Origin of the sequence: Niallia sp. Kr1, assembly GCF_050389805.1 — a bacterium.
In the GTDB taxonomy this organism is placed as follows: domain Bacteria; phylum Bacillota; class Bacilli; order Bacillales; family Cytobacillaceae; genus Bacillus_BD.
In genome coordinates this window covers 4,522,278-4,549,275 of record NZ_CP130945.1, presented here as the reverse complement: position 1 = coordinate 4,549,275, position 26,998 = coordinate 4,522,278, and the positions used below count along the sequence as shown (strand labels likewise).

General features: G+C 38.1%; 26 protein-coding genes. 14 read left to right on the top strand and 12 right to left on the bottom strand.

Features of this window, described 5'->3' with window-relative positions; translation table 11 throughout:
• Positions 1-299 precede the first annotated feature (299 nt).
• Both Q5760_RS22410 and Q5760_RS22405 read left to right on the top strand, forming a co-directional pair.
• On the top strand, positions 300-449 hold the full coding sequence (locus Q5760_RS22410; protein WP_428909771.1) for a hypothetical protein: 150 nt from the start codon (positions 300-302) through the stop codon (positions 447-449).
• A 316-nt stretch (positions 450-765) separates the two neighbouring features.
• Positions 766-1,569: a nuclease-related domain-containing protein gene (locus Q5760_RS22405; RefSeq protein WP_428909770.1), complete on the top strand. Its 804-nt coding sequence runs from the start codon at positions 766-768 to the stop codon at positions 1,567-1,569.
• A gap of 276 nt (positions 1,570-1,845) precedes the next feature.
• Here the strand turns inward: Q5760_RS22405 and Q5760_RS22400 are convergent, their stop codons facing one another.
• Positions 1,846-3,180: an MFS transporter gene (locus tag Q5760_RS22400; RefSeq protein ID WP_428909769.1), complete on the bottom strand. Its 1,335-nt coding sequence runs from the start codon at positions 3,178-3,180 to the stop codon at positions 1,846-1,848.
• 359 nt (positions 3,181-3,539) lie between these two features.
• Here Q5760_RS22400 and Q5760_RS22395 point away from each other — a divergent pair, with 359 nt between their 5' ends.
• The gene (locus Q5760_RS22395; RefSeq protein WP_428909768.1) at positions 3,540-3,920 is read left to right on the top strand and encodes a hypothetical protein; all 381 of its coding nucleotides are present in this window, start codon (positions 3,540-3,542) and stop codon (positions 3,918-3,920) included.
• 115 nt (positions 3,921-4,035) lie between these two features.
• Here Q5760_RS22395 and Q5760_RS22390 read toward each other — a convergent pair whose 3' ends face one another.
• The 6 genes from Q5760_RS22390 to nikC form a co-directional block, all read right to left on the bottom strand.
• The gene (locus Q5760_RS22390) at positions 4,036-5,634 is read right to left on the bottom strand and encodes a glutathione ABC transporter substrate-binding protein (RefSeq protein ID WP_428909767.1); all 1,599 of its coding nucleotides are present in this window, start codon (positions 5,632-5,634) and stop codon (positions 4,036-4,038) included.
• Positions 5,635-5,660: 26 nt separating this feature from the next.
• Entirely contained in the window at positions 5,661-6,725 is a 1,065-nt protein-coding gene (locus tag Q5760_RS22385) for a M42 family metallopeptidase (protein WP_428909766.1), read from the bottom strand.
• 233 nt (positions 6,726-6,958) lie between these two features.
• A complete protein-coding gene (locus tag Q5760_RS22380; RefSeq protein ID WP_428909765.1) occupies positions 6,959-7,975 on the bottom strand; it encodes an ABC transporter ATP-binding protein in 1,017 nt (338 codons plus the stop codon).
• Positions 7,950-8,990 (bottom strand): ABC transporter ATP-binding protein, encoded by a 1,041-nt coding sequence (locus Q5760_RS22375; protein WP_428909764.1) that lies wholly within the window; start codon positions 8,988-8,990, stop codon positions 7,950-7,952. Before Q5760_RS22375 ends, Q5760_RS22380 begins: the two co-directional genes overlap by 26 nt.
• A gap of 33 nt (positions 8,991-9,023) precedes the next feature.
• Complete coding sequence (locus Q5760_RS22370; RefSeq protein WP_428909763.1) at positions 9,024-9,980, bottom strand: ABC transporter permease; 957 nt, start codon at positions 9,978-9,980, stop codon at positions 9,024-9,026.
• A gap of 14 nt (positions 9,981-9,994) precedes the next feature.
• Positions 9,995-10,885, bottom strand: a complete 891-nt coding sequence (nikC, locus tag Q5760_RS22365) for a nickel transporter permease (protein ID WP_428912661.1) — start codon at positions 10,883-10,885, stop codon at positions 9,995-9,997.
• Between the two features lie 522 nt (positions 10,886-11,407).
• Here nikC and Q5760_RS22360 point away from each other — a divergent pair.
• From Q5760_RS22360 to Q5760_RS22340, 5 genes are all read left to right on the top strand, one after another.
• Positions 11,408-12,028 carry a hypothetical protein gene (locus tag Q5760_RS22360; protein ID WP_428909762.1) on the top strand — a complete coding sequence of 207 codons (621 nt, stop codon included), beginning with the start codon at positions 11,408-11,410 and terminating at the stop codon, positions 12,026-12,028.
• Between the two features lie 645 nt (positions 12,029-12,673).
• Positions 12,674-13,699: a hypothetical protein gene (locus tag Q5760_RS22355; RefSeq protein WP_428909761.1), complete on the top strand. Its 1,026-nt coding sequence runs from the start codon at positions 12,674-12,676 to the stop codon at positions 13,697-13,699.
• A gap of 171 nt (positions 13,700-13,870) precedes the next feature.
• Positions 13,871-14,212, top strand: a complete 342-nt coding sequence (locus Q5760_RS22350; RefSeq protein ID WP_428909760.1) for a hypothetical protein — start codon at positions 13,871-13,873, stop codon at positions 14,210-14,212.
• 533 nt (positions 14,213-14,745) lie between these two features.
• Positions 14,746-15,195, top strand: coding sequence for a VanZ family protein (locus Q5760_RS22345; protein WP_428909759.1), 450 nt, complete (start codon positions 14,746-14,748; stop codon positions 15,193-15,195).
• Positions 15,196-15,287: 92 nt separating this feature from the next.
• Positions 15,288-16,019, top strand: a complete 732-nt coding sequence (locus Q5760_RS22340) for a plasmid pRiA4b ORF-3 family protein (protein ID WP_428909758.1) — start codon at positions 15,288-15,290, stop codon at positions 16,017-16,019.
• A 229-nt stretch (positions 16,020-16,248) separates the two neighbouring features.
• On the opposite strand, the gene Q5760_RS22335 is transcribed toward Q5760_RS22340, so the two are convergent.
• Positions 16,249-16,596, bottom strand: a complete 348-nt coding sequence (locus tag Q5760_RS22335; protein WP_428909757.1) for a hypothetical protein — start codon at positions 16,594-16,596, stop codon at positions 16,249-16,251.
• Between the two features lie 519 nt (positions 16,597-17,115).
• On the opposite strand from Q5760_RS22335, the gene Q5760_RS22330 reads away from it, so the two are divergent.
• The 3 genes from Q5760_RS22330 (at position 17,116) to Q5760_RS22320 (ending at position 19,313) form a co-directional block, all read left to right on the top strand.
• Entirely contained in the window at positions 17,116-17,637 is a 522-nt protein-coding gene (locus tag Q5760_RS22330) for a cupin domain-containing protein (protein ID WP_428909756.1), read from the top strand.
• A 590-nt stretch (positions 17,638-18,227) separates the two neighbouring features.
• The gene (locus Q5760_RS22325) at positions 18,228-18,740 is read left to right on the top strand and encodes a DoxX family protein (protein ID WP_428909755.1); all 513 of its coding nucleotides are present in this window, start codon (positions 18,228-18,230) and stop codon (positions 18,738-18,740) included.
• Between the two features lie 57 nt (positions 18,741-18,797).
• On the top strand, positions 18,798-19,313 hold the full coding sequence (locus tag Q5760_RS22320; RefSeq protein WP_428909754.1) for a DoxX family protein: 516 nt from the start codon (positions 18,798-18,800) through the stop codon (positions 19,311-19,313).
• Positions 19,314-19,839: 526 nt separating this feature from the next.
• Here the strand turns inward: Q5760_RS22320 and Q5760_RS22315 are convergent.
• From Q5760_RS22315 to Q5760_RS22305, 3 genes are all read right to left on the bottom strand, one after another.
• Positions 19,840-21,027: a metallophosphoesterase family protein gene (locus Q5760_RS22315; protein WP_428909753.1), complete on the bottom strand. Its 1,188-nt coding sequence runs from the start codon at positions 21,025-21,027 to the stop codon at positions 19,840-19,842.
• 500 nt (positions 21,028-21,527) lie between these two features.
• Positions 21,528-21,944 carry a Spx/MgsR family RNA polymerase-binding regulatory protein gene (locus Q5760_RS22310; protein ID WP_428909752.1) on the bottom strand — a complete coding sequence of 139 codons (417 nt, stop codon included), beginning with the start codon at positions 21,942-21,944 and terminating at the stop codon, positions 21,528-21,530.
• A 24-nt stretch (positions 21,945-21,968) separates the two neighbouring features.
• Positions 21,969-22,295: a hypothetical protein gene (locus tag Q5760_RS22305; protein WP_428909751.1), complete on the bottom strand. Its 327-nt coding sequence runs from the start codon at positions 22,293-22,295 to the stop codon at positions 21,969-21,971.
• 378 nt (positions 22,296-22,673) lie between these two features.
• Between Q5760_RS22305 and Q5760_RS22300 the strand changes: the two genes are divergently transcribed.
• The 3 genes from Q5760_RS22300 to Q5760_RS22290 all read left to right on the top strand — a co-directional run bounded on the left by Q5760_RS22300 (position 22,674) and on the right by Q5760_RS22290 (position 24,735).
• Positions 22,674-23,456, top strand: coding sequence for an alpha/beta fold hydrolase (locus Q5760_RS22300; RefSeq protein WP_428909750.1), 783 nt, complete (start codon positions 22,674-22,676; stop codon positions 23,454-23,456).
• Between the two features lie 235 nt (positions 23,457-23,691).
• On the top strand, positions 23,692-24,075 hold the full coding sequence (locus tag Q5760_RS22295) for a nuclear transport factor 2 family protein (protein WP_428909749.1): 384 nt from the start codon (positions 23,692-23,694) through the stop codon (positions 24,073-24,075).
• Positions 24,076-24,246: 171 nt separating this feature from the next.
• Positions 24,247-24,735 (top strand): DUF1572 domain-containing protein, encoded by a 489-nt coding sequence (locus tag Q5760_RS22290; RefSeq protein WP_428909748.1) that lies wholly within the window; start codon positions 24,247-24,249, stop codon positions 24,733-24,735.
• A 221-nt stretch (positions 24,736-24,956) separates the two neighbouring features.
• Here Q5760_RS22290 and Q5760_RS22285 read toward each other — a convergent pair whose 3' ends face one another.
• Positions 24,957-26,675 carry a metallophosphoesterase gene (locus tag Q5760_RS22285; RefSeq protein ID WP_428909747.1) on the bottom strand — a complete coding sequence of 573 codons (1,719 nt, stop codon included), beginning with the start codon at positions 26,673-26,675 and terminating at the stop codon, positions 24,957-24,959.
• Between the last annotated feature and the right edge of the window lie 323 nt (positions 26,676-26,998).

The window sequence follows — 26,998 nt, the reverse complement described above, 5'->3', positions numbered from 1 at the left end:
AATGATTCAACAAATGTGTAGGATAAATATTCTTAAAATAATTTACAAATTCAATGTAAACGATTAAAATATATAAATAGGAACTAATGTTCGGTTTGGTAATAGGGATACAATTGCCTATAGTATTAGATTGAAAAGAATCTAAGTGAAAATATTGACGCTTCTCACGTTTTACATTTAACAAAAAAGAGTAGAGACATACCAAAACTTTCTCTTGTTTCAACAGGGAGCAGGCAATGAAAAGCGAGAACCGTAATCACTTTTTTCAAAAAATAAAAGATTGAAGGGAGGTGATAAAGATGGCTGTTAAACATATACCAACTGGAATTGTGCATAATGGAACTAAAGGTGGAAACACTGGTTGCGGATTCAATACAAAGGAAAATTATAGTCACTGGGAGAATACTAGTACCAAAATAACTTGTGATAAAAATGGTTGTAAGAACTAATTGTATAAAATAATCTTATTTTTTTGTAAAAAGTTTAAAAGGTAAAGGGATTAATTTTGGGTATCTAGATTGGGTGCACAGTCACTACCCGAAATCTGTCAAAAGATTAGTAGATAAATAGAAGTGGGAAGGGTCTGTAGGAGAAATCTCTGCAGACCTATTCTTTTTGTTCCTCTTAAGCAAATAGTAAAAAAGAAGAAGGTGTATATTATTTTCTCGTTGTGTTAGATTGTCTGTCATTTATCTTGCTGGAATTTTGCCGATATATGTAATAATGAGAAATAAATAATGGAAGGAAATGAATATGTTCCAATTTATGAATATTTTCCGTAAGGAGAAAAAAGTTGATGTGGCTGAAAAACAAAAGCCTAAACATACTAGTGATAAAAACAAAGAAAAGTTTGCAAGTCGTAAAGGGGATATAGGAGAGTATAAAACCGATATACAATTGAGTCAATTTCCTAAAAACTATTTACACATAAGTGATTTACTAATAAGAAACTATAAGTCGCTATCCGGTTACTCACAAATTGATCATGTAATTATTACTCCATATGGAATCTTTGTGATAGAGACGAAAAATTATCAGGGGACCGTATATGGTGGGGAAGATAGGAAAACTTGGTCAGTAAATGGAAAGTTTAAAATGATGAATCCGCTTAAACAGAATTATGGCCATATTCAAGCATTGATTCATTATATTGGCAAAGAGTATGAACGTACATTTGTTTCAATCATATCATTTACGAAAAGGTGTACGTTTAAAATTGACCCAGAACTTAGAAAGATTTCATCAGATCAACTCGTCATTTATGATATAGAGCTGACGGAATTTATCAACCGAAAAATAGCGGTGAGAAAATTACAGCACAACGAACCTTTACTTATGCAAGAGGACATAACGACAATCTATCAATCTATTCTAAATGCTAACATTACTGACGCAGCAATCAGAGAAAAACATAAATTGAGTATCCAAAAGCAAGTAAAGATAAATGAAACCAATAACACATGCGTTATCTGTAATAAGCAAGTCTCTGAAAAGGTGACATCTTATTGCCTTGCAAATAAAAAGTTTAAAGGCAAGATCTATTGCTACGACCATCAAAAAATGGTATAGAAGTGACCAAGGGTGAACACGGGGACGGTTCTCCTTGTTTCATTTTATCCAAACAAAGATTCTGATGGCTAGATCTCGAATGTTTTAGAAACCAAGCGGAGAATTTTGTTTCTTTAAGATTTTTGAAACACTAGAACTGTTTTGACACCTAAAAGAGTGAAACGCTGAGAACCGTCCCCGTGTTTCTATTCAAGCATTAATTATATTGGGCAATAAGTATGCACATAGTAAAGGAGGTCTGAATTTCTCAGACCTCCTTACACTTTTTAAAAATGATTAAGCGGTTTTGGTGTTACTTTCATCTAATTGTTGATCGGTTTGATAATCGGCTGCTTTGTCATTGATGAAAAACATGGCGATCATGCCGAAGATGGCTGCTATTCCAATGAGCATGAAGTTCAATTGTGGCTGTAGGTTCATCGTTAGCAACACGGCCACATAGGTTGGAGCGACAATGGAACCGATTCGACCGAAGGCCATTGTACTTCCAAGGGCCGCCGAACGAATGTCGACTGGATAATAATTAGCAACGAATGCATTGGACATATTTTGTAGCCCCACTGTCGCAGCCCCGATAAGGAAAATTAAAAAGTATGCTAGATATAGATTTGTAGAAAAGCCAATCAGTGTTAAACTAACCGCGCCTACAAAATAAAGCGGGATTAATACCTTTTTATATCCTACTTTTTGAATAACATTACCAAGAATTAAGGTACCAACAATGGAACCAATTTGTAAGACAGCCACAAACATTAAGCTTGAAGATAAGTTATAACCAGTTTGTAGCATTAATGTGGGTAACCAAGTGTTAAGCGAGTACATGAGAATAAATGTACAGAAACACGATAACCAGAACATCATCGTTGAAATAGCGTATTTTTTCGTGAAGAGAGCACTAATCGGTGATTTTTTCACTTTTGCTTTCTTTTTAAAAGTAAAATCAAGTGTTGCCGTCACGCTAGGTTGAATTTTATCAACAATCTTCGCAATACGGTTATGCTGTTTGTTCGTCAGCAGGTATTCCAGTGATTCAGGAATGGCCTTTACCATTAATGGGAGTAAAAATAAAGGAATCGCTCCGATCCAGTAAACCGGTTGCCAGCCAAAATCAGGAAGGACGGCCTGACCGATAAAAGAGGCGCCCATCGCACCAACGGAATATCCACAAAAGATAAAGGAAATAATCGCTGCTCGAAATTTTAATGGTGCATATTCAGAAATAAGCGAAGCGACATTCGGCATTGCTCCTCCAAATCCTAATCCAGCAATCACTCGACAAACCGTGAAGAAGGTTGCATTCGGTGCAAAACCTGACAACATAGTGAAAAGGCTAAACATAACGGTCGTTAAAATAATGATACGTTTCCGCTCAAACCGATCGGAATATAATCCGAAAATTACAGCACCAATGGCTGTCCCAATGGTTGTATAACTGCCGATCGAACCTGCTACGATATCAGATATTCCCCATGATTCTTTTAAGAAAGGAATGGTCGCCCCGTAGATCACGACATCATATCCTTCAAACATCATAATGATAAATAACCAAAAAACGAACCAAATGTGGAAGGGTTTTAATTTGCTTTGCTCAAAAAATGAAACAGGATTCATTTTAAATCTCTCCAATCAATATAAGTATGTTATGTCGATGCATCGACACCGCCTGTTGTATGAAAGTAATTGTAGCATGGTGGAATCCGTATAGCGTAACACGTATAAACTATCGTTTGGTATAGCCTAAAGCTATGGCGATCTGTAACAGGGGGACGGTTCTCCTTGTTTCATTTTACCCAAACTAAAGATACTAATGGCTTGATCTTGAATTAGTAAGAAACCAAGGGAATAATTTTATTTTTAAGATATTTGAAACACTAGAACTGTCCTGACGCCTGAAAGAGTGAAACGCTGAGAACCGTCCCCATGTTTCAATGTTATAATGGGAGAAAAAGATCGTGAAGGGGAATGGTTATATGCAAAAGCAATTATTTTACACAGCGGATCCTACCGAATTTGAGAAGTACTTTTTTGAAGATAAATTATTGGATTTTCCTAAGTATTTGACTTTTTTACAAACGTATTTGGAAAGTAAGGACCAGCCTATCGAATTTATACAGGCCTTTGTCCATTTAGAATCTATAGATGGGGAAAAGGAAGATGTATTAACCGTAGAAACTGTATTTTTAGAACAAGCAAAGTTTTTACGGATCTGGGGTGTAAAAGATTTAGAAAGTGATGTTGCTTTAAAAGTGACAGTAGAGTTGATCAATCCGGATACTAAACAAACAGAGGCAGAATATACGGTTATTGATAATGGTGAAGAATTTTTTCGTGAATCAATCCCCGAACAATAAAGGGGAAAAGGTAGAAAAACAAGGGGACGGTTCCGGCGTTTCAAAATGAAACGCTGAGAACCGTCCCCCTGTTTCCGGCGTTTCAAAATGAAACGCTGAGAACCGTCCCCCTGTTTTATTCTTCAATAGATACGTTTTTAAGCTGTAATAATTGGGTTGGGAGTTGTGTTAATCCCTTTACTTCATCACGTACGCCTAATAAATGTTCTAGGTAAAGAATGTTTACAGTTGGTGCAATTTCAATCAGTCTTTCTTGTGCTTTGCTATATAAATCTAAACGTTTTTCGGAATCGATCGTTTGTCGAGCTTCCGCTAGGTGTTGGTCTAACTCTTCATCTACCGTAAAGGTACGATTTCCTGGAGCTCCTAGGTTCGCTGAGTGGAACAATGGGAACAAGCCATTGTCTGCGTCACCTGTAACGGTTGTCCAGCCAAATACCATCATGTCGTGTTCTCCGTTTGCTGTCTTTTCTAACATCGCACCAAATTCCAACGTTTCCACTTTTGCGTCAATCCCAATTTTAGCAAGTTGTGCTTGGACATTTGTTGCCGTATCTACACGCTGACGGTCATCGTTAACCCAAATAGTGGTAGAGAAGCCATCAGCATATCCAGCTTCTGCTAATAATTTTTTCGCTTCTTCGATATTGTATTCTGGAGCTTTAAGATCTTTATCATAACCAAAAATTCCTGGGGCTAGTGGTCCGTTTGCAGGGATTCCTACACCATCATAAATGCCCTTAATGATTTCTTCTTTATCAATGGCCATGGAAATAGCTTGACGGACACGAACATCATCAAATGGTTTTTTGTCCATATTGAATCCGATATAAGACAATGATGAACTTTCTTGTCGTTGTACATGCATTCCATCGGTACCCTCTACTTGAGCGACATCAGATGGGCTAAGCGGCATAGATATATGAGAATCCCCAGTAGTCAATTCTGAAATACGTGTTAAGTCTTCTGGAACGACTTTAAATGTAACGGAATTAAGCAATGCCGGTGTGTTCCAATAGTCATCATTTTTTACTAACGTAATAGATTGACCTGTTTTCCATTCCTTGAATTTGAATGGACCTGATCCGATTGGATGCTCATTAATCACACTACCTGCTTTTTCTCCAGATTCCATTGCCGCATAATCTGCTTCAATTTGATCTTTTGAAATCATTCCACCAACAGGGTGTGCTAAGTGCGCTGGTAGTGGTGCGAAAGGAAATTCCGTAATAAATCGTACGGTATACTCGTCAACCACTTGAACTTCTTTTACCATGTTATACATAAACGCAGCTGGTGATGCAACTTTAGGGTCAAGGATACGATCGATATTTGCTTTTACCACTTCTGCATTAAAAGTCGATCCATCATGGTATGTTACACCTTCACGAAGTTTAAATTCCCAAGTCGTATCATCAACTTGTTCCCAACTTTCTGCAAGGCTGGGTTGTAATTCCATGTTCCCGTCTTGGGTTACTAATGTATCGTAAATATTGATTCGGACATTGGCAGATGAAGTATCGTTTGATAATTGCGGATCTAATGATACGGCATCTGATTGTGTGGCAATGACTAAATCTCCGCCTGTGCTTTGTGCTTTGTCGCCATTATTATCAGACGTTTGATCTTCTGGTTCACTTGCACAAGCGGCAAGGAATAAACTTAGTAAAACGGCAAAAACCGTAACAATGAATGATTTCTTAGATGTTTTCATATTGTTTTTCCCCTTCTGTTTCTTTTTTAAAATGCAAAACTTGTCCCTTCATCCAAATGGAATAGGAATGCTATTAGTAAATCTTTTGTTGCCACTAAATCAGCAACACTTATGACCTCTACAGGAGAGTGGGCATAACGGGATGGAATGGATAATACACCTGTCGGGATCCCTTTGTTCGATAACGCAACAGCTCCACCGTCTGTACCAATGCCAGGGAAAACCTCCAATTGGTATGGAATCTCTTCTTCCTGCGCAATGGTTTTCAAGCGATCTTTGATTGTTTTTTGGACAATCAAGCTAAAATCCATGACTTTAATCCCTGTACCGGCACCGATGCGTAAGCTTTGATCCATCGTTTCCTCTGGAGTGTCACTAACAGCAGTCGTATCGACGGCAATAGCCAGATCGATGTCGGTTAATCCACTCAAAGCGGTTTGCGCGCCTCTTAAACCTACTTCCTCTTGGACGGTAAAAAGAAAGACGATTTCCCCAGCAAAATCTTTGTCCTGGATTTCATCTAATACAGCCAACAGAACCGCACAACCTGCACGATCATCGAGGGCTTTTCCAACGATCTTTTGATTATTGGCTTTTCCAATTACCTTCGTTTCCGTTGCCCAAGTAACCGGTGTTCCAACTTCTACACCCATATCCATGACCTCTTGTTTGGAGGAGGCACCAATATCTATGTACAACTCGGAATGAGCTCGAACCTTTTTGGGATCATCATATTTAAGATAATGAACCGAGATGGTTCCAATCACGCCATCGCATTCACCTTTTGAGCCAAGCACCTTTACGGGTTGTGCGAGAAGAATCCGGTCATCATGTCCACCAAGTTTTTCGAAGCGAAGTAAGCCATTCTCCTCGATTTTTTTGACGATGAAGCCGACCTCATCCATATGTGCAGTCAATAGTGTGACAGGTCCAGGTTTCGTTCCTTTTTTCCTTGCGATCACATTCCCTAATGCATCGACGCAGGACTCCGTTACTTTCTCCTGAACATAGTCTCTAATAAAGTAGGTGACATTCTGCTCATACCCACATGGACCATGTAATTGACTAAGTTGTTTCACTAAGTTGTACATGATTACATCTCCCTGTTTATTTGGATATTGTGGAATTTTCTAAATTCATATCGTGTAAAAATTTTGACATGAATCGACAAATTCCTATCTATTTTATACTAACGCGGTGAAGCAATCAATGTATTTTTCTCGAAAACCAAGAAAATTTATCGGGATTTGTTGAATTAGTGCTGTAACATGTTAACTATTTTTAGAAAAAGACTCCAGTGGTGGAGTCTTTTCCGGTTAATCTATTATACAGTTGTCTGCAACTTATTAGCCGAGATCTCTTCCATATAGTGACATGCCGCTTGATGGCCATCTTTCATATTGTCGGCACTTCGAAGCTCTGGTGTTTCTGTTCTACACAACTCTGTAGCAAAAGGACAACGTGTATGGAATCGGCAGCCTGTTGGCGGATCAATCGGTGAAGGAACATCCCCTTTTAGAATGATCCGTTCTTTTTTATGATCGACATTCGTACTTGGAATCGCTGATAATAGCGATTTTGTATAAGGATGTTGTGGATTTTCAAACAATGATTTTTTATCGGCAATTTCTACTATTTTACCTAAATACATCACGATGATTCGATCTGAAATGTGACGGACAACCCCAAGGTCATGTGAAATAAATAGATAAGTTAAACGAAATTCACGCTGCAATTTTTTTAGTAAATTTAAGACCTGGGCTTGAATCGATACATCTAATGCAGATACCGCTTCATCAGCAATAATGAGTTTAGGATTAACAGATAACGCCCGTGCAATCCCAATCCGTTGTCTTTGTCCACCACTAAATTCATGAGGCAATCTGTCTGCTTGGTGTGCACCTAGACCTACTGTTTCAAGTAGTTCGATGACTCTGTCATCCCGCTGATCTTTTGGTAAAACATGTTGAATTTCCATTGCTTCCGTTAAAATTTGGCGAACCGTGTGCCTAGGGTTAATCGAAGCATAGGGGTCCTGAAAAATGATTTGAAGGTTTTTCCTCATTTTGTTCATTTCTTTTTTATTAAGGGACAATAAATCGACACCATCAAAATCCACGCTACCTGAAGTGGGTTCATCCAGCCTCAGGATGGCACGTCCTGTAGTCGATTTCCCACAACCTGATTCACCAACAATGCTTAATGTTTCCCCTTCATAAACGGTGAAGGAAATGTCATCTACTGCTTTTACATGATTGACGGTTCTTCCCAAAATTCCACCTTTGATGGGAAAATACTGTTTCAAATTCGTTACTTTAAGAAGTTCTTTCTGTTGTTGCATGGACATTCACCTCCGCGTCTCCATCCCACTCATCTGTATAAATCCAGCAGCGAATTTGATTTCCTTCTTCATCTGTTTTCAAATCAGGCAATTTAGTTTTACAAAGTTCTGTTGCAAATGGACAACGAGGAGCAAAACGGCATCCTGTTGGCATTTCATTCGGATTTGGTACAGAACCTTGAATGGTTTGCAGATCCCCTTCAATATCGTGGTCGTGTGGGGGAATGGAGTTCATGAGACCGACTGTGTATGGATGCTTTGGATGCTTGAATAATGTTTTTACGTCGGCGTATTCTACCACTTGACCGCAGTACATGACCGCTACAACATCACAGGTTTCCGCCACTACTCCAAGATCATGGGTGATGAAAAGAACGCCCATGCCTAATTCGGCTTGAAGATCTTTGATTAAATCTAAAATCTGTGCTTGAATCGTAACGTCCAGTGCGGTCGTTGGTTCATCAGCTATTAATAAATCAGGATTGCATGCCAGTGCCATCGCGATCATGACCCGTTGTCTCATCCCACCTGATAGTTCGTACGGATACTGTTTTACTCGTTTTTCTGGGGATGGGATCCCGACGAGTTTTAACATTTCAACCGATCGCTCTAGTGCTTCTTTTTTACCTAGTCCTTGATGGATTTTAAAAGCTTCCCCAATCTGCTGACCAATCGTAAAGGTTGGATTTAATGAGGTCATCGGTTCTTGGAAAATCATAGATATTTCGTTTCCACGAATTTTGCGCATGTCTGCTTCGGTTTTATCTAATAGATTTTCCCCTTTAAAATAGATTTCTCCACCCACCACTTTTCCTGGTTTTTCTATTAATCTAAGAATGGATAGGGAGGTAATGCTTTTCCCTGACCCAGATTCCCCAACAACACCGAGCGTTTTCCGCTTAGGAATCGAGAACGAGACACCATCCACTGCCTTTACTTCATTATTTTTTGTAAAAAATGAAGTTCGTAACTCTTTGATTTCTAAAATATTTTCATATGAATGAGTTGTTGCCATATGCATATTCCTTTCTAGTAACGATGATTTCGTCTAATCCAGGTCGATTCGTTTGTTCAAGAATTTATAGGTGATATCCACTAGTAAATTCACCCCTACAAATAGGAGGGCGATAACCAAAATCGTTCCTTGCACAACTGGGAAGTCTCTAGCACTGATGGAATCAATGACGAGTCGTCCCATTCCATTAATGGCAAATACGGTTTCGGTTAAGACAGCACCGCCGAGCAGACCGCCAAATTGAAGACCAACAACCGTTACAACGGGGATTAATGCGTTTTTTAGAGCGTGGCGATAAATCACGACACGTTCCTTAACCCCTTTAGCTCGAGCTGTACGAATATAATCTTGTCCAATCACATCCAGCATGCTGGAGCGCGTCATCCGCGCAATAATCGCTGCACTACCCGTTCCGAGTGTAATCACTGGCAGAACGAGTTGTTCGAAGCTTCCCCAACCGGATGGCTTGAACCATCTTGTATTTTCAAGGAAGGGAATCCAACTCGGTAAGTCTATTCCAATGGCAAACCACTGAATAAGCATCAAGCCTAACCAGAAACTTGGCATCGATAAACCGAAAAGGGCCACCACCATGATTCCCGTATCAATCCATGTATTTTTTCTCGTTGCGGAAATCACTCCGGCAATAATCCCGATAAAAATGGCCAAAATCGTACTGTACACGGACAGCTCCACTGTTACCCAAAAACGTGAGCTAATTTCATCCATTACGTCACGTCCACTACGAATCGAATTTCCTAGATCACCCTGAATCGCATTTCCAATATAAGTGAAGTACTGAACAGGTAAGGGATCATTCAATCCTAAGCTTTCTCTAATATTTTCAACTTGTTCTTTTGGAGCATTTTCCCCAGCCATAATTTGGGCAGGGTCCCCAGGAACTAAGTGCATCATGCTGAATACTAAAATAGACACCCCGATTAGAACGGGAATGGTCTGTAGGATCCTTCGTAAAATAAACTTAAACAATGTTGTTCACCTCTCTAGTCTTTTGCCTTTGGATCTAATGCATCTCTGAGTCCATCGCCCAGTATGTTAAAAGCAAGGACCACAATGGCAATCGCAAGCCCAGGAATTAACGCGACATGAGGTGCATTATATAAGAAGTTTCGACCATCACTAAGCATGGCTCCCCATTCTGGTGTAGGTGGTTGAGCGCCTAGACCAAGGAAGGAAAGACCACTAGCTGATAAGATCGCCGTCGCTATATTTAAGGTTGCTTGGACAATAAGCGGTGACGTAATATTTGGAAAAATATGTTTGAAAATAATTCTTCTATCACTTGCCCCTAATGCTCTTATTGCATCAATATACTCTAGTTTTTTAACAGATAAGGTAGAGCCCCTTACAATCCTAGCAAATATAGGAATAGAGGAAATGGATACTGCAATCACTACATTAATGATACTTCCTCCAAGCACACTCACAATGGCTAGTGCTAGTAAAATTCCTGGAAAAGCTAGTAGGACGTCCATACTTCTCATGATGACACTGTCGGTTTTTCCACCATAATAACCAGAAACAATACCGAGTAGAACGCCAAGGGTTGCTCCTAAAGCGACCGAGGCGAAGCCAACAAATAAGGTAATAGCAGTACCGTGAAGGATACGGCTAAAAATATCCCTTCCAAAATTATCGGTACCAAACCAATGCTCGCTCGATGGAGGCTGGAGTTTATTTACGATATCCTGTGCAGTCGGATCATATGGAGCAAAAAACGGACCGAATATTGCAATAATTATAGTAAAAAGTATAAAAAATCCACCAACAACAGCCGATTTATTCCGGATAAATCGATTAAACACTTTCTTCCTGTTGGTCAGGCGGGGATTTGGATGAGGAGGTCGGTTAGTTACGTGGCTCCTGCTGTCAATGGTCTCTCCTGATTCAATCACTACTTTGACACCCTTTCTCAAAAATCGACAAATTTTTTAAAAATCTATTGTACGATTGTAACACAAAATACCAAACTATTAACATGACAAAATTCTACAAAACAGGGGAAACAGGGGCTGGTCAAACAGGGGGCGGCAGTTCTCGTTGTTTGAAACAGGGGGACGGTTCTTGTTGTTGCATTTTTAGTTATCACTAAATAACGTGAGATTCAGACACTCTCAGAATAAGGAATATCTAGAAGGGGCATTCATCCATTTTGACTGCTGTATTGCAAGCCTCTTTAAATAAAAAAACAGTATAATATAGTTGATAAGTTGTGTTTCAATCATGTTAATAGAAAAAAAGAATGGTAACTTTTGTAACGATTCTATTAAATGATGTCAAGAATTGTAGAAAACCCCCACATAAAGTAATATCATCATGCTATTATTAGTTGTTAAAATAATTGAAAAAAGTCTACCAATTATGTTTAAACTCCAATCGGATAAGGGGGGGATCACTTGAAATGGGACGAGGCCTTTTCGTTGTTAAAGGAAGCGGGAATCACCGACGATATTGATGTATTTAGAAAATGGATACGAGAAGATAGAATTATGTCAATCGGCTTAACGATCGATGCCCATTCCTTGGAGCAATTTATGAAGGACTATAAAAATCCTGATAAGGAATTAACGATTAAACAGTTAAAAGCAAAAATTCACGCACAAAATAATCATATTACCGGCATTGAAAAGTTACATGAAACAACAGCCCAAACCTTTGCTAGACAGAGAGAACAGTTAAAGGGAGAAATTCTATTTTTAAAAAAAGAAAACCAACGATTACAACAAGAAAGTATGGATTTATTAAAAGAGAATATCGCTTTACGTGATCAACTGATTAAACTTAAGGAAAACGCATCTGGTACAACTCAACCAAAGTCAGGATCCCAAGAATCACCTTCTCCTTTACATGTCGATAAACAAAAATTAGGGCTTTCCAAAATGGCAAGCAATCAAGAGGTATTATCCGCTTATAAAGAGTTATTAAAATTAGCTCATCCTGATCGTGGTGGGAATGCTAAATTGTTTCAGTACATAAAAACTGATTTTGATCGGATTCGAAGAAAAAGCAAACATTGATTTTCGCATAAAGAAGGAAATTAAAGAGACTATCTATTATAATAACGGGTTCCCTTTTTTAGTAAAAAATGAAAAAAGGCATTGAAATTAGCGGTGCTGTAGATCATAAATGAAAACTAAAGTAAATGAACAATGAGCATTAAGAAAGGAACTAGAATCATTTTATCCGAGCTTCATTCTTTTGATTACTATACGGCGGACATAGAATCTCCTATTTTGCAAATAAACGTTTCCATCATTGCCTTTCTGGACATCAGTTCCTTTATTAATCTCGTATCACTCTAATTAACTTCAAAATAACTAAAATAGCGGAACGAGTGTCCGATTATCATAAAAATCATAGGTTTTTATCGAAATAACGGAACAGGCGTCCTCGAAAAAGGTTGACTAGGTGCATTTATTATCTGGCTTCATGGCAGGATAAGCATACCTATTTATTTTCGGACAAGGAATGATGGACATAACCAAAACCTAGTGAGAAAAAGAGAAGTTATAAACACATTTGAGCATCTTTTGTTATAATTAACTGTCGAAATAGTTAAATTTTTGGAGAAGAGCTTGGAAAACAATTCGCTGGAAAAACTAACTTCAAAACCAGAATGAAATGTTCAGAATGAAGAAATGAAGCGAAATATGGAGGAAATGATGAGAAAGTTAACAGTTCTTATTTTAACAGTAGTACTTTTTCTTTTATTATCGGCTTGTTCCAGTAAAGAAGTGGATCAAGCGATCGATAAAGGAATGGATATGCTAGCAGAGAAGAATTATGCTTCAGCGGTCTCATACTTTGAAATGGCGCTGGCGGAGGATGAGGCAGATCCTAAAACTAAATCCTACCTAGAACAGGCAAATTTGCTTAAACAGGCTGTTCAGTCAATGGAAGATGAGGATTATGATGCTGCTCTGGCAACAATTATCGAAATTGAAAAAATGGGCGAGACCTTGAGTATGGTGAAAACAGATGCTAGTGATTTGAAAAAGGAGATTTCCGAGAAAAAACAGGAATCGGTATATCAAAATGAACTAAATACCATTCAAAACCTAATTGAAAGTGGTCATTATGACGAAGCCCAAGGAAAACTAACTGCTTTAAAAGAGCAATTGGGCGATGATTCAACGTATCAAAGCAAGCTTGTAGCGTTAACAGAAGAGATCCAAGAGCAAAAGGGCAGCGATACAGCTCTTGAAAAAGAAACGGAAAACAAACAAGAGGTAGCAAAGGGAGAAAAAGCAGACGAGCCGAAAAAGAAACAAAAGGAAGCTGCTGCGTTCAAGACTTATAATAATGCTAGATTTGGGTTTTCTGTCGAATATCCAACAAGCTTTACGATGGGAGAACCGCCAACCAATGATGATGGTCGAAGCTTTACGAACGGAGAATTTACAATGGTGGCCTATGGAAGTCATATCAATACAGTTGAAGACAATGAAACCATTGAAGATTATTATCATCGGGCTCTAGCCAGTTCACCTTCTCCGATTGCCTATCAGCGTTTAGGTGATAACTGGTACATCGTTTCATATATAGATGGATTTAATATCCATTATGAAAAAGCAATGATAAATAATGACGTTATCTACACACTTCAAATGAAATATCCAACTGGACAAAAGGACAAATACGATAAAATCGTAACAAGAATCTCCAACAGCTTTAAAGCAGGGAGATGAGTCACGGTGAGTCAGGGGGACAGTCCCTCGACTCACGCCAGTATCACAAATGAGTCACGGGACCTGTCCCTGTGACTCATTTTGTAATCTATTCGAAAAGGGAATGAAATGATTGCTTGGTACAATGATAGAATAGGTCTTTAAATCTTGTTTGGAAAAAGGGGGATTTGAATGGATTCATATGCTGAAAAAGCATTGCAAGAGTGGAAAGTGGAAATAAACGCAATGTTAGAGGGAATCGATCAAGAATATGAAGAGACGAGAAGTGAATTGCAAGTATATAATTATAAATATAACATCACGAAGCAGGTCGTCCAATCTACAACGAATGAGGAAATGATTCGAAACATTAGAGAGCAGTATCAAAAGCCCTTTGAGAAGAGATTCAATGAACTAAAAGAATTAATAAAAGGGTTAGAAGAAAAGAAAAAAGTCTACCAAATGTTTATTGATCGAATTGATCGAGTTTTGGAGAAAAGGGAGGATACATTCAAAATTTCGCTTTCTGAATGAAATACTTGAGCCTAAGCATGTGCTTTCTCTGTTGTATCGGCTAATTCAATGAACTGATCAACCTTAGATTCTTACAATTATTTTTCAACAAAGACTTTTCGTTGTGTTAAACGAACGTCTAGTGCCACCTTAAACTACAGCAACTCTAGTCAATCATAAATAGTTTGTCTGCAATTCTGTCTTTGTCTCGACACCCTCAGCTAATCATTCAATACATAATTTTTTCTATCACTTACTGTAATTATTAAGTGAAAGTTATTACCTGTCACTATCCGAATTTTGTCAGAGGATTAATAGATAAATAGAAGAAGGAAGGTTCTGTGGAAGAAATCTCCGCAGGACTTTTTTGTTTCTTTTATGAAAATGATGAAAAAGCAGAAGCTGTATATTACTCTCGTTATGTTAGATTGTCTGTCTATTGATCTTTATTTTGAAACAGAGAGAACCGTCCCTCTGTTTCAAAAGCTCCACCCTATTTGATAGTTTGTGTATCACAATTATTGGTTAAGCTGATGATAGGGGGAGTGATGAGTGTGGAACTTGAATATTCGCTAGTTTTTGGGATTGATAAACAAATGCACTTTTTCAGTTATGCCTTGATTTCATTTGTTTTAGGAATGATGGTGATCTTGATATCAAAGAGAAAATCGATCATGCGAAACATATGCCTTTTATGGATGATATTAATAGCGATTGGTACGATAGAAGAATATCGGCAATATCTGTTACCGAATAGAAGTGCCGAGTTTTTAGATGCAATTGCTAATATATTAGGGGTAACAATCGGGTTGGCATTCCCCAGTATTATTCTAATGGTAATAATCCACCGACATCATTTTATGACCAAACTCCTTTCCATATATGGAATAATGATGATCCCGCTTTTAATTGGACTACTATATATGAACGAGAGGCCTTTTCTAACATTAAAAGAACCTGTTAAGATAAAATTAAAAACACTGGTGGCTATGATAGGGTTATAGTGAGTCAAGGGGGGACAGGTCCCTCGACTCACGACAGAATCACATAAGAGTTACGGGACCTGTCCCTGTGACTCACAGGAGGAGATACCAAATTGAAAGCGTACATAATAAAAATTGAGTTAGAAGGATCAAATCCGTTGATATGGAGAAGAGTGATCATGCCAGCGGGAGCGACTTATAGAAGACTACATGATACGATCCAAAATTCGACTAATTTTCAGGGGGGCTATCCTAGTGAGGGGTACCACCTCTATGAATTTGACCTGAAAGAGGAGAACCGAAGAGTTACTGATAATGAAGAGGCGTATCTTGAACATCAGCACTACAAAAAGAACAAAGCGATGTTTGCAAAACGCTTAAAGACAGTGTCGCCGGATATGTTAGAGTTTGAAAAGAACTACCAGAAGAGGCTACAAACGGAGGTGCGCAAACCTAGCACATTAAAAATAGATGAATATTTAGAGAAGCATAAGAGAATTAACTATCGATATGACTTTGGGGACGATTGGAATTTTGTTATTACACTTGAAGAGATTGTAGAAGACTATTACTTTGGGTTTCCAACCCTTCTTGATGGAGAAGAGACAGCCCCACCTGAGGACGTAGGTGGGATGTACGGTTTTTATGAGTTTATGAAGGCCTATAAAAATCCAAAGCACCCAGAGCATAAAGCCATGAAAGAATGGGCCGAGAGTTCAAGGTTCGAGGAATACGACTTCGATCGAATCAACGAAAGACTAAAATGGATTCATTATAAAAAGACCGAATGGAACAAAATTAACCACGATAACTATGAAATCATTGAGGATAAGTACAGGAAGTGAAACGGGGGGACGGTTCTCTTTGTTTCATTTTTTTGAAAGACTAAGGTGGCAGTGAGTCAAGGGGAAAGGTCCCTCGACTCACGCCAGTGTCACATAATGAGTCACGGGGCCTGTCCCTACGACTCACATCTCAATCATCATAATAGGTTCATGATTACTGTTTTGATTGATGACCGTAAAACCAAATGGTTCGTAAAACGAAAGTAATCTTTTAATATAGTTTTCTCTTTCAATAGGTTCTTAATTCATGATCCGTGGGTGCTGGTTTTAATGCGATAAAGTCAACCCCTACAATCCCCCAATACTCAATAAATTCCTTTATAGCTATGGAGCCAAATCCAAAATTCCTGAAGTTTTCTTCTATTATAATCCTTTTTAAAATCACTAACTTCCCAAATGGTTCTTCATCATTAAGCTTATTGGAAAGAATGTTCATGACTTCATAATCTTCATCGGAATCCCCGTCAGCTGTGTCAAGCACATCAGACCAGTCCTCATATTGAACAAGGTTATAAAAATTAAATTCGGCATTTCCTATCTCTGTTTGCGCATCTGTATCTAAATGAATTAACTTCAAGTTTGCATAAAAATTGATGATCCCTAAATCTTCATCAAGGGTTGATTGGTAACTAATATGTAGGAATTGATCCTCAAAACCTTCTTTTACTATAATTATTATTCACCTCTGTATCCTTTATGTATGATAAAACGTGGGGCAGTACTACTGTTTTCTGAAAAAATTATAATTACGCTACTAAGACTATAATCAAAATGTGTACTGGCACTAACATGATTATATACTAACCCCAAACCCGGCACTTTTATACGAATAAGACACTGAAACATTGAGGGAAGTAAATCCCTGCCACATGCCTCTTTCAAAAAATATAATTTAATGTCTTGGGTAAAATATGGAGAGAGTTGCTGATCATATAGAAACTTTTAGCAAGCGTTAATGCGAAATATATATTAGAATGATCAAGTAGGACAGATCCTTTGTCCCACTTAAAGTTATACTTGCCGATATTATAGAATGATTGAGTAGAATGAGTCAGGGGACCTGTCCCTGTGACTCACTAATTGGAGGTACAATATGTTGAATCAGCAGGACCCGCAATTTTATATTTCTAAACTAGGTTTAGAACCGCATCCAGAGGGTGGATATTATAAAAGAACGTATGAATCAACGGAACGGATTACAGATCAGGAATTATCCGTTGATTTTGAAGGGGAACGATTGCTTTATACAAGCATTTACTTTTTATTAACGTCAAAAGACGTTTCCCATTTTCATCGTTTAAAATCCGATGAATTGTGGTATTACCACGGTGGCAGTCCATTATCTGTTCATATCATTGATGAAAATGGTGAATACCATGAACGAAAATTAGGGCTGAACCTCGATAAAGGGGAAGTTCCGCAAGTGTTAGTGCCTAAGAATTGCATCTTCGGATCGTCTGTATCGGACCCAGACACGTTCTCCCTAGTGGGATGTATGGTTTCACCAGGTTTCGAATTTCGGGACTTTGAAATGTTTACACAAGCTGAACTTTTAACAAAATATCCTCAACATAAGGACATCATTATGAAGTTAGCATATGAGGTTCTTCCTGAGTAACCAGGGGGTTGGGGGCTAGTTAGCGTCTGAAGATTAGAAATCCATTTTGTAAAAAGAGAGTTTCTAATAGAAGATAGTAAAAAGACGCCTGTTAAAAACAGGCGTCTTTTATGCGTTTGCGGCAATGGACCGAACGACCACATTCGTTCGTTTAGCTTAAAAAGCATGCCCATTGTCTTATGCAAATTAGCTCATCGCTTTACTAATATAGCATTTCTTGATCGCTACAACAAGTTATTTTTTCAGGAAACATGTTCAACCCTGTCCCATTCCATAGAACAAGACTCACGTTTCTTTTTTTCTGAAAGAAGTGGAAGCGGGGCTGCGACAATGGAACGCTTTGAAAAATCTTGTTACACAAAAAAGTTGAGCCGTTTTTAATCGAACCAAAAACACTATTTATAAGTTAATAAAATTAAAAAATGACAAAATGGTGACAATGGTTGTAATTACATGTGGAGTCATGTATATTATAGATATAGAAGTTAGTGAATGTTTTCACAAACATATAACGATATAAAACAATTGGACTTATTTTTTTAGACATAAATGTGAAAATAATCACAATATATAAATTGGAGGGAAATGTTATGAAAACAAAATGGTGGAAAACTCCTCAAGTCAGTGCGATTTGGACGGTAATCAGAATTTGGTTAGGGGTACAATGGATGACCGCAGGATGGGGCAAAATAACAGGTGGATTCGAAGTGAATGGATTTTTACAAGGAGCGATTGCGAAGGCTGGTGGCGAAGCACCCATCGTACAAGGCTGGTATGCAGGATTCTTAGAAAACGTTGCTCTACCAAATGCAGGATTGTTTAATGTATTGGTTCCATGGGGTGAATTCTTAGTTGGAATTGGACTTATTCTTGGCGTAGCAACAATCCCAGCTTTAATCGCAGCAGCTTTTATGAACTTGAATTTCCTTTTAGCTGGAACAATCAGTACAAATCCGGAATACTTAGCTTTAGCAGTAATCTTATTATTTGCCGGTGTCGGAAGCTACTACTGGGGCATTGACCGCTTTGCGATTCCAGCGATCAAAACGTATCTTGGGAAAAAAGAAAACCGTGTTACAGATAAAAAGCCTATAGCTGTTTAAAAATTTTTAATCATTAATGTGAAAGTAATCACAATCTATAAATTGGAGGGAAATGTTATGAAAACAAAATGGTGGAAAACTCCTCAAGTCAGTGGGATTTGGACAGTTATTAGAATTTGGTTAGGAGTACAATGGATGACCGCAGGATGGGGCAAAATAACAGGTGGATTTGAAGTGAATGGATTTTTACAAGGAGCGATTGCGAAGGCTGGTGGGGAAGCACCCATCGTACAAGGCTGGTATGCAGGATTCTTAGAAAACGTGGCGCTACCAAATGCAGGGTTATTTAACGTATTGGTACCATGGGGTGAATTCTTAGTCGGAATCGGATTGATTCTAGGGGCAGCCACGATTCCAGCTTTAATCGCAGCGGCGTTCATGAACTTGAATTTCCTTTTAGCTGGAACAATCAGTACAAATCCGGAATACTTAGCTTTAGCAGTCATCCTATTATTTGCTGGTGTCGGAAGCTACTACTGGGGCATTGACCGCTTTGCAATTCCAGCGATCAAAACGTATTTTACTAATAGAAGAAATCATGGTACAGAGAATAAAAAGCCTGTAGCCGTTTAAAAGATGGACTCTCAAAAAGGCAAGCGACCCTGCATTGGTTGCTTGCTTTTTTTCATACATTGATTAATCAGATACGATTAGTTTGTATAGGAGTTCCAAAAATTCTTCAAATGTATCAGGTAAATGTTCAGGTAACTCGTTTGTCGTATCAATCATGTTATCCTCTCCTTATGCACTGTTGTTATAGGGGCAATCTATAAACTTTTATTACTTGTTTATTTTTGAAATTCCCGTTAGAAAAGATTTGTATGTAGAAGGACAATCAAGAAGTTGCTGTACCCTTTGTGGATAGCTCTGCTTAAAACCATTATAAACCGGTTCTTTTAATAAAAGTTTCGATTAATACCTAATTTATGTACTTTTAAAAGGTTTGTAATATTTATTAATAGAATTGAAAAAACGATCTATGTACGTATTCGAAAATGTAAAGAAAGTATTCGATATAATTAGCACATAAAAAGGCTTGGATCATCCAAGCCTTTCTCAATTTTGGGTCAGGGGACCCTGTCCCTATGACTCATTTCCCTTACAGTGGTAGAGGGTCCATGCTTTGGTCGTTTGGTGTTAAATCGATGCCGTAATCTTTGGCGAACACCATATGTGTGTCAACTAAGACATTTTCTGTGTTTTCGTCTAAATGGAATACTCGGGCACCACGGAGTCTGTGCTTTTCTGCGCCTGAAAGTCCATAGGTTCCAAAACCGGCACTGCCCGCATAACCAAGTAATACCCCATAATAATTTCCATGATATGTATTAATATGATCATGCCCACAGAATACGCCTTTAACATCTCCGCGATCTAATATCGCTGAAAACATTCCACTGTTGAAAGGTCCTGGACACTCATCTTCATTTCTTTCGCCGACAATTTGATGTTTTTGAATGGCGCGTTGGCGTGCTGCATCTGATCGGTCATCTACACTTGAGAACGACATAAAACGATGCTCCCATAGCGGAATATGCATGAACATTAAGGAAGGAATTTTACGATTGTATCTTTTTTCAATTTCCTTAGATGTTTCATAGTACCAATTGACTTGATTTCCACGCAACCAATCCCAATCCGGGTAGCCTTCAAAATTCTGACCGTTGATCGTATCTGGAGCATATCGACCGCTGTCCATCAACCAAACATTAAAGGCCGGTGTAGTTCCTTTTGAATTATCAATCAAAATATTGGCATTTCCTGTTCCAGTGATTCCTTTTTCACTAGGTCTATTCAAATTGTGAGGATAAGACATATAGAATTTAAGCATCGCTTCTTCGTCAAGACCACTTTTAGCTGTCGAATCTTCATCATGATTTCCAAACGTAACGGCCCAGTGAATGCCTCTCTTTTCCATCGGCTGTGCAAGGTTATTAAGAGCTTGTTTATTTTCAAGAGGAGAATCCACACCTGAAGCAATATTATCCCCATTTAAGACAACGAAATCTGGTTTTTCAGCATCAAGTACCTTTTCCATTAATTCAATGGTTCTACGATCGATTCGTTCATCGTCCTGCGTGTCATTGAACTGGACAATTTTAAATTTTCCATCTCCATTAAAACGTAATTTTTTATCATAGTTGGCTTTAGCGGAAGCAGTTGGCGTTTTTACACCCAATAACTCCCCAGGAAGACCTGTAGCTCCTAGTGTTAATGCCAGCGTACTGACACCACCAATTTTAAGAAACTTTCGTCTGTCTAATTCTTTTCCTTCAAAATTACTCATTCTGCCATCTCCCATCTGTCATCATTACTGATATGCTCCATATTGTAATTCGACAATGATAAACAGAAATTTCATAGAGATAAAGATTATGTAAAACAATGTCAATCCTAGCCGTCGAATATTAAGAAAAAAAGGACATTCCACACAGAACTTTTGGACTGTGAGTCAAAGAGACAGGTTCCTCGACTCATCAAGAGAGAATGGTAGGTCATTGGTAAATGGGAGGGATGCTATCATCATAGACTATTACCTTTTTCCCGTGCATTTTATGTTCTGAAAATTTAAATTGTAATATTTTTCATGAATTTATTCCCATTTTTGTTTACGAATGGAAACAAGGGGAAACAAGGGGACGGTTCTCAGTGTTTCACTCCTTAAATTAGGGTAAAATCATCGGAGATAAAATAGATATTGGAAAGGAATGAGGGGTTGAAATTGCTTCTTTGTTTAAGATTAAAGAGTGAAACAGCAGAACCGTCCCCCTGTTTCATTCCCCTGTTTCATTCTGCCAACTGTAGATGATGGATTTTCCAATGAAACCATTGGGTTTGACGTGTTTCTCGCGGGATAAATTGACGTATTTCATCTTGATTATACCCAACCATTATTCTTTTTTTATCCAGAATAATAGGTGATTTTAGTAATTCTTTATGGCCATGGATGAGTTCGAGTAAATCCTTTAATGGAAGTTCATCTATTTTTATTTTCATAGCCAGCTCTTTATATCCTTTAGATCTAGTCGATAGAATTTCGTCAGTCCCCTCTAACGTCATATGAAGAATACTTTGCAATTCATTGATGGTTAACGGCTCTTTTGTCATATTTCGTTCAAGATAGGGAATGTTGTTCTTTTTAAACCAATTTTTGGCTTTAATTGAAGAAAGACACGATGTTTTTGTCATGATGGTAATTGTCATGTTTCAAACTCCTTTAGCTATTGATTATATTTGAAAAGCATAGAACTTTTTAAAAAAGGTAACGGCTTCATATGAGTTCTTTATATTAAATTTTCTACATAAATAACCTAGAACCAATAGTTTGTAAGATAGCTCCCTTTGATTATTAGTGGCAAGGACGTAAAGAATTAAAGTATTTAAAACGGGTTGCGCTAATTTGAATTTTTTTAACTTCGTAAGAAGATCTGGATGCATATGAACGGTTGGGAACCGTTTTTGTACTTCATTTATGATTTCTTCTGTTGTATGACCTTCTAAATAACGGACCAATTGATTCTCTTTTACTTTTAGTACATAACGAGTTTCATTCATGTCTGTTTTCCTCCTTTTTCTAGCAAACTTAGAAATTGGATTGAAGAGACGTTTATTAGGAAAGTATGGAAAGGTGATGGTTGGAAATGTTCTTTTAATCTTTTAAAACATAGATAAAACGCCTGTCCAACCTTCTAAGCTTATTACGTTTTTTATTATAAAATTCCAATATGACAGGAAAATGGCTAAAATAAGAACAAATTATGAACAAAACTGGGAACAGGGGGACGGTTCTCTTTGTTTCCTTTTAACAGAGAAACAGGAGAACCTCCCTCATGTTTCCACGACACAGGTGCTTCCAAGAAACCGGTATTCACCTATGTTTGCCTAAGTGCGTATTTTAGGTTGAAGTCATTTTAGTGATACGGGGGAATCAATTTGGGATACTATGTAAATGTAGATTCAGGTGTAAAGTTATATGTTGAAGACATTAATCCTGAGGGCAGTAAGACGATCGTGTTTTTACATGGGTGGCCATTAAACCATAAACAGTTTGAGTATCAGTTTAATGTTCTTCCTGCAAGGGGATTCCGTTGTATCGGAATTGACTGGAGAGGGTTCGGAAAGTCGGATAAACCCCTGAGTGGTTACCATTATAACCGATTGGCAGATGATATTCGTGCAGTTGTTGATGCCCTTCAATTAGACAACTTCACTCTGGTAGGTCATTCTACAGGTGGAGCGATCGCGATTCGCTATATGTCCCGATACAATGGGTACGGAGTGACCAAACTTGTCCTTGTTGATGCGGCAGCCCCGATAGGTTTTACGACAGAAACAGCTAATACTTTTCTTAAAGGAGCCTTAAATGACCGCCCTAAAATGATGCAGGACGTAACCGATGGCTTTTTCTTTCAGTATATAACGAAACCATTCTCGGATTGGTTTTTTCAGTTGGGGTTACAGGCAGCAGGTTGGTCAACGGCCGCCATCATCACGACGCTAAGAGATGAGAAGCTTTATACCGATTTGCCAAAAATCCATATCCCCACACTAATTGTTCACGGCGTCCATGATAAAGTCATTCCATTTGCCCAAGCTCAAGAACTGAATCAAAAAATAGCAAACTCACAGCTCGTTCCATTTCATTACAGCGGACATGGTCCCTTCTGGGAAGAACGGGTCAAATTTAACCAGCTTTTGATGTCCGCGTTACAGTGACGTCTCGATTTTTTTAGTAAATTAAAATATAACCAAAAGCCCTGTGACCGTTTTGTTGTCACAGGGCTTTTTTATAAATAATCATGATTCAGTAACAACAATTGCGCCCCTTTTCCATATGAAGGACTCGAATGTAAAGAACGGTTAACAGCATGTTGAAGAAGGAATAAAATAACTAAATTAAGAATAGTTAATAAAACGGATCTTTACGTCAAAAAACAGGAGGATAATGGTTATGGACTCCAACGAAATCAAAAGTTTAATTCAAAGTTATTTGAATGCGTATAACTCTTTTGATGTTGCTGGGATGTTGCAACTTTTGCATCATGATATTGAATTCAGGAACATATCAAATGGTGTAGTTGATGTAGAGACAAAGGGGATTAATGAATTTCGAGAAGTAGCTGAACAATCAAAGAAACTATTTTCACATCGACTTCAAAGGATAAAGAATTTCTCAGCTCATGACGATCAGGTAGAAGTTGAGATTCATTTTGAAGGTACTTTAGCTACTGAGTTACCGAACGGTCTTAAGGCTGGAGAAACAATCATACTTAAAGGGATAACTCTATTTAAGATTAAAGATAAAAAGTTGTTTCGAATTGAAGACTATAGTTGAAGAATATGAAAAATCATAATTGACATATTTCACATCAGACGCGTTTTCAGAAAAGGGAAGCGTCTGTTTTATTTTAGGTCCATTTTTTTAATAAAAGAGGTTTTAGTAGAAAGTCAAAATAAATCAAGATGACCTTTTTGTGTGTAAATAAACGATTGAGGTGGGACATTGATGAATCTGGGGATGGAGTATTTAAAAGTTGTGCAGGAAAGATTTCAAAGCGTTAAGAGCCTTGGAGATAAAACCATCATGCAATTATCAGAAGAAGAGTTTCATTGGTCTTTAAATGAGGCATCCAATAGTATTGCCGTTATTGTCAATCATGTCAGCGGAAATATGGTCTCTAGGTGGACTGATTTTTTAACATTGGATGGAGAAAAGTCTTATAGAAACAGAGATCAAGAATTTGAGGTTCGACCATCATCAAAACAAGAATTACTGGCAACGTGGGAAAAGGGTTGGAACGTGCTTTTTGAAACATTGAATACATTGAGAGAAGATGATTTATTAAAGAATATTTATATCCGTGGTGAACGACATACGGTAATTCAAGCGATTGAAAGGCAGATGGCTCATTACTCCTATCATATTGGGCAAATCGTTTACATTGGTAAGCAATTAAGAGATGAGAAATGGGAAAGTCTTAGTATCCCTAAATGAGTCAAGGGGACAGGTTCCTTGACTCATCAAGAGAGAATGGTTGATCATTGATAAACGGGAGGGATGCTATCATCATATACTATTACCTTTTTCCCGTGCATTTTATGTTTTGGAAATTCAAATTGTAATATTTTTCACGAATTTATTCCCATTTTTGTTTACGAACGGGGCAAGGGTGAGTCGAGGGACCTGACCCCTTGACCCATGCCCTTGACTCAGATTTATTTTCCAACCGTAAACGTAGCTGAAGCAACAGCATCATAGCCACTACCGTAGAAGTAGACTAGTTTATAAGTGGAACCCTCTTTGTAGCGAGCAGGATAGATGTTTTTACTAGGATCATAGGTGAATGTAAGAGTACCATTTGTCACTTCTGTCCACATCCACCAAATCGAAGCGGGACCTCCTGGTTCTTCATTCACTTCATATAAACCGATCCAATCACTTTTTGGTGCTCTGGCATTTTCGACCGTGACTTCCACGGTATCATGGACACCATTTAATTCAGTTTTAGAAAGAGAGATCGAAATGTCTTTTCCCTCCAATGTTTTTCCCAAAGCCTTTAATGAATTTGGACTTTCCTTGCCATAGGCATCTACTGCGAAAATTTCAAGTTCATATAAGGTATTTGGCTTTAGGCGATCAATCGTTAAGGTTAGCGGGTTTGGAACTGGATCCTTGTAATATTCGGAAAAAGCGAGATATTCTTTTTCGACTTGTCCATTATCGACCCGTTTGGCGATAATTTTATAATCGTGGACAAGAATGTCATCCTTCGCTTGCGTTAACATAAGACTTAAGCTGGTAGCGGTTGTCCCATCCTGAACAATCGATACCATCGCATCCTTAGAGAATTGGGGAGCTTTTTTGTCTCTTCTTTTTTCGGTATATTTAAAGTTATTCTTGTTGGCTGGTAGACTGATTTCGAATGGTTCGCCTGTCCAGTCATTATTGTGAATATCACGTGGTTTAATCAACACTTTATTGTTATAAACTTCGACAACCAGTGCCTGGTTTAGAAAATCGGCTCCCTCAGGAACTTCTCCCTGAACTCGTCCAGCATCCATCCATAAATAGGCACCTGTAGACGTTCCAATACTTGTAAAATCCTCTTGGTGAATAATTCTTGGATCATCTAACGGATAATGCGTATGGCCTGAGAAGGAAATAACTTGTGGGTATGGTTTCAACGTATTATACATTAGATCACGATTTTCATTGAAACCCCATTCGCTGCCATAAACCGTTCCCGTCATGGGTTGATGGTGGAAAACAAAAATCGGCTTCTTTGGATCATCCTCATTCGCGATTTTTAATTGTTCACCTAACCAATTGATTTGTTGTACAGAAAATCGTCCTTCTGTTAGTCCATCCTCTGTACCCAGCATAATAAAATGATAGCCATTGATCACTTTATGAAAATAGAGCGATTCCATCCCGGTTTTATTGAGGAATAAGCTTTGTGCATCCGCCACACTTAACCCGTTCCAATAATCATGATTTCCCATTACCATCAATGGAACCGTTTTTGATTGTTTACTAGCGTTAAAAGCAGACATGAGCTTGTCATATTGAGGGACATCTCCATATTCAGTTAAGTCCCCGACAATGGCAAACGCATCCTGTTTTGGAGCCACTTGATTGAGTTGATCTAAGGTGGTCTTAAATTTGTTTAGATTTTGATCATTATCGGTATAAATATGTACATCACTGATAACAGGAAAAACTAAATCAGGTTTTGCTCCGTTTGAATTCATAACAGAAGAACGAGAAGCAGCGTTGGCAGGCAGAGCGTTTAAGGGGCCCATTAGGGTGGCTCCTAATGCCACTCCAGCCATTTTTGTCGTTTTTCCTAAAAATGAACGACGGTCCATTTCTTTGTTAAAAAGTCCATCATGTACAGCTTGAACGTGATCACTCGTAAACTTCTTATCCGTCATGAAGCGATTCCCCATTTCTTTCAATTATTGTCGTTTTCATTTGGAGGATAAAGTACAAACAAATGTGTGCAAAATAAAAATTGACCATGCACAGGTGATGATCAAAAACATGCGTCGAAATGTGTTGTCGAATAAATCCTCTCATTAAAAATCGTACCCGTCGTCTATTAAACAGATTTAAATATAAGATAAATAATTATTACAGCTTGGTTAATTGTATATAAAGTTTCGAAGATTCGTTACCTTATGTCTATTGACATGGGCCAAGGGGGCAGGTACCTTGGTCCGCATCGCGGGATTAAAGGAGCGGGTACTGTCCCCCT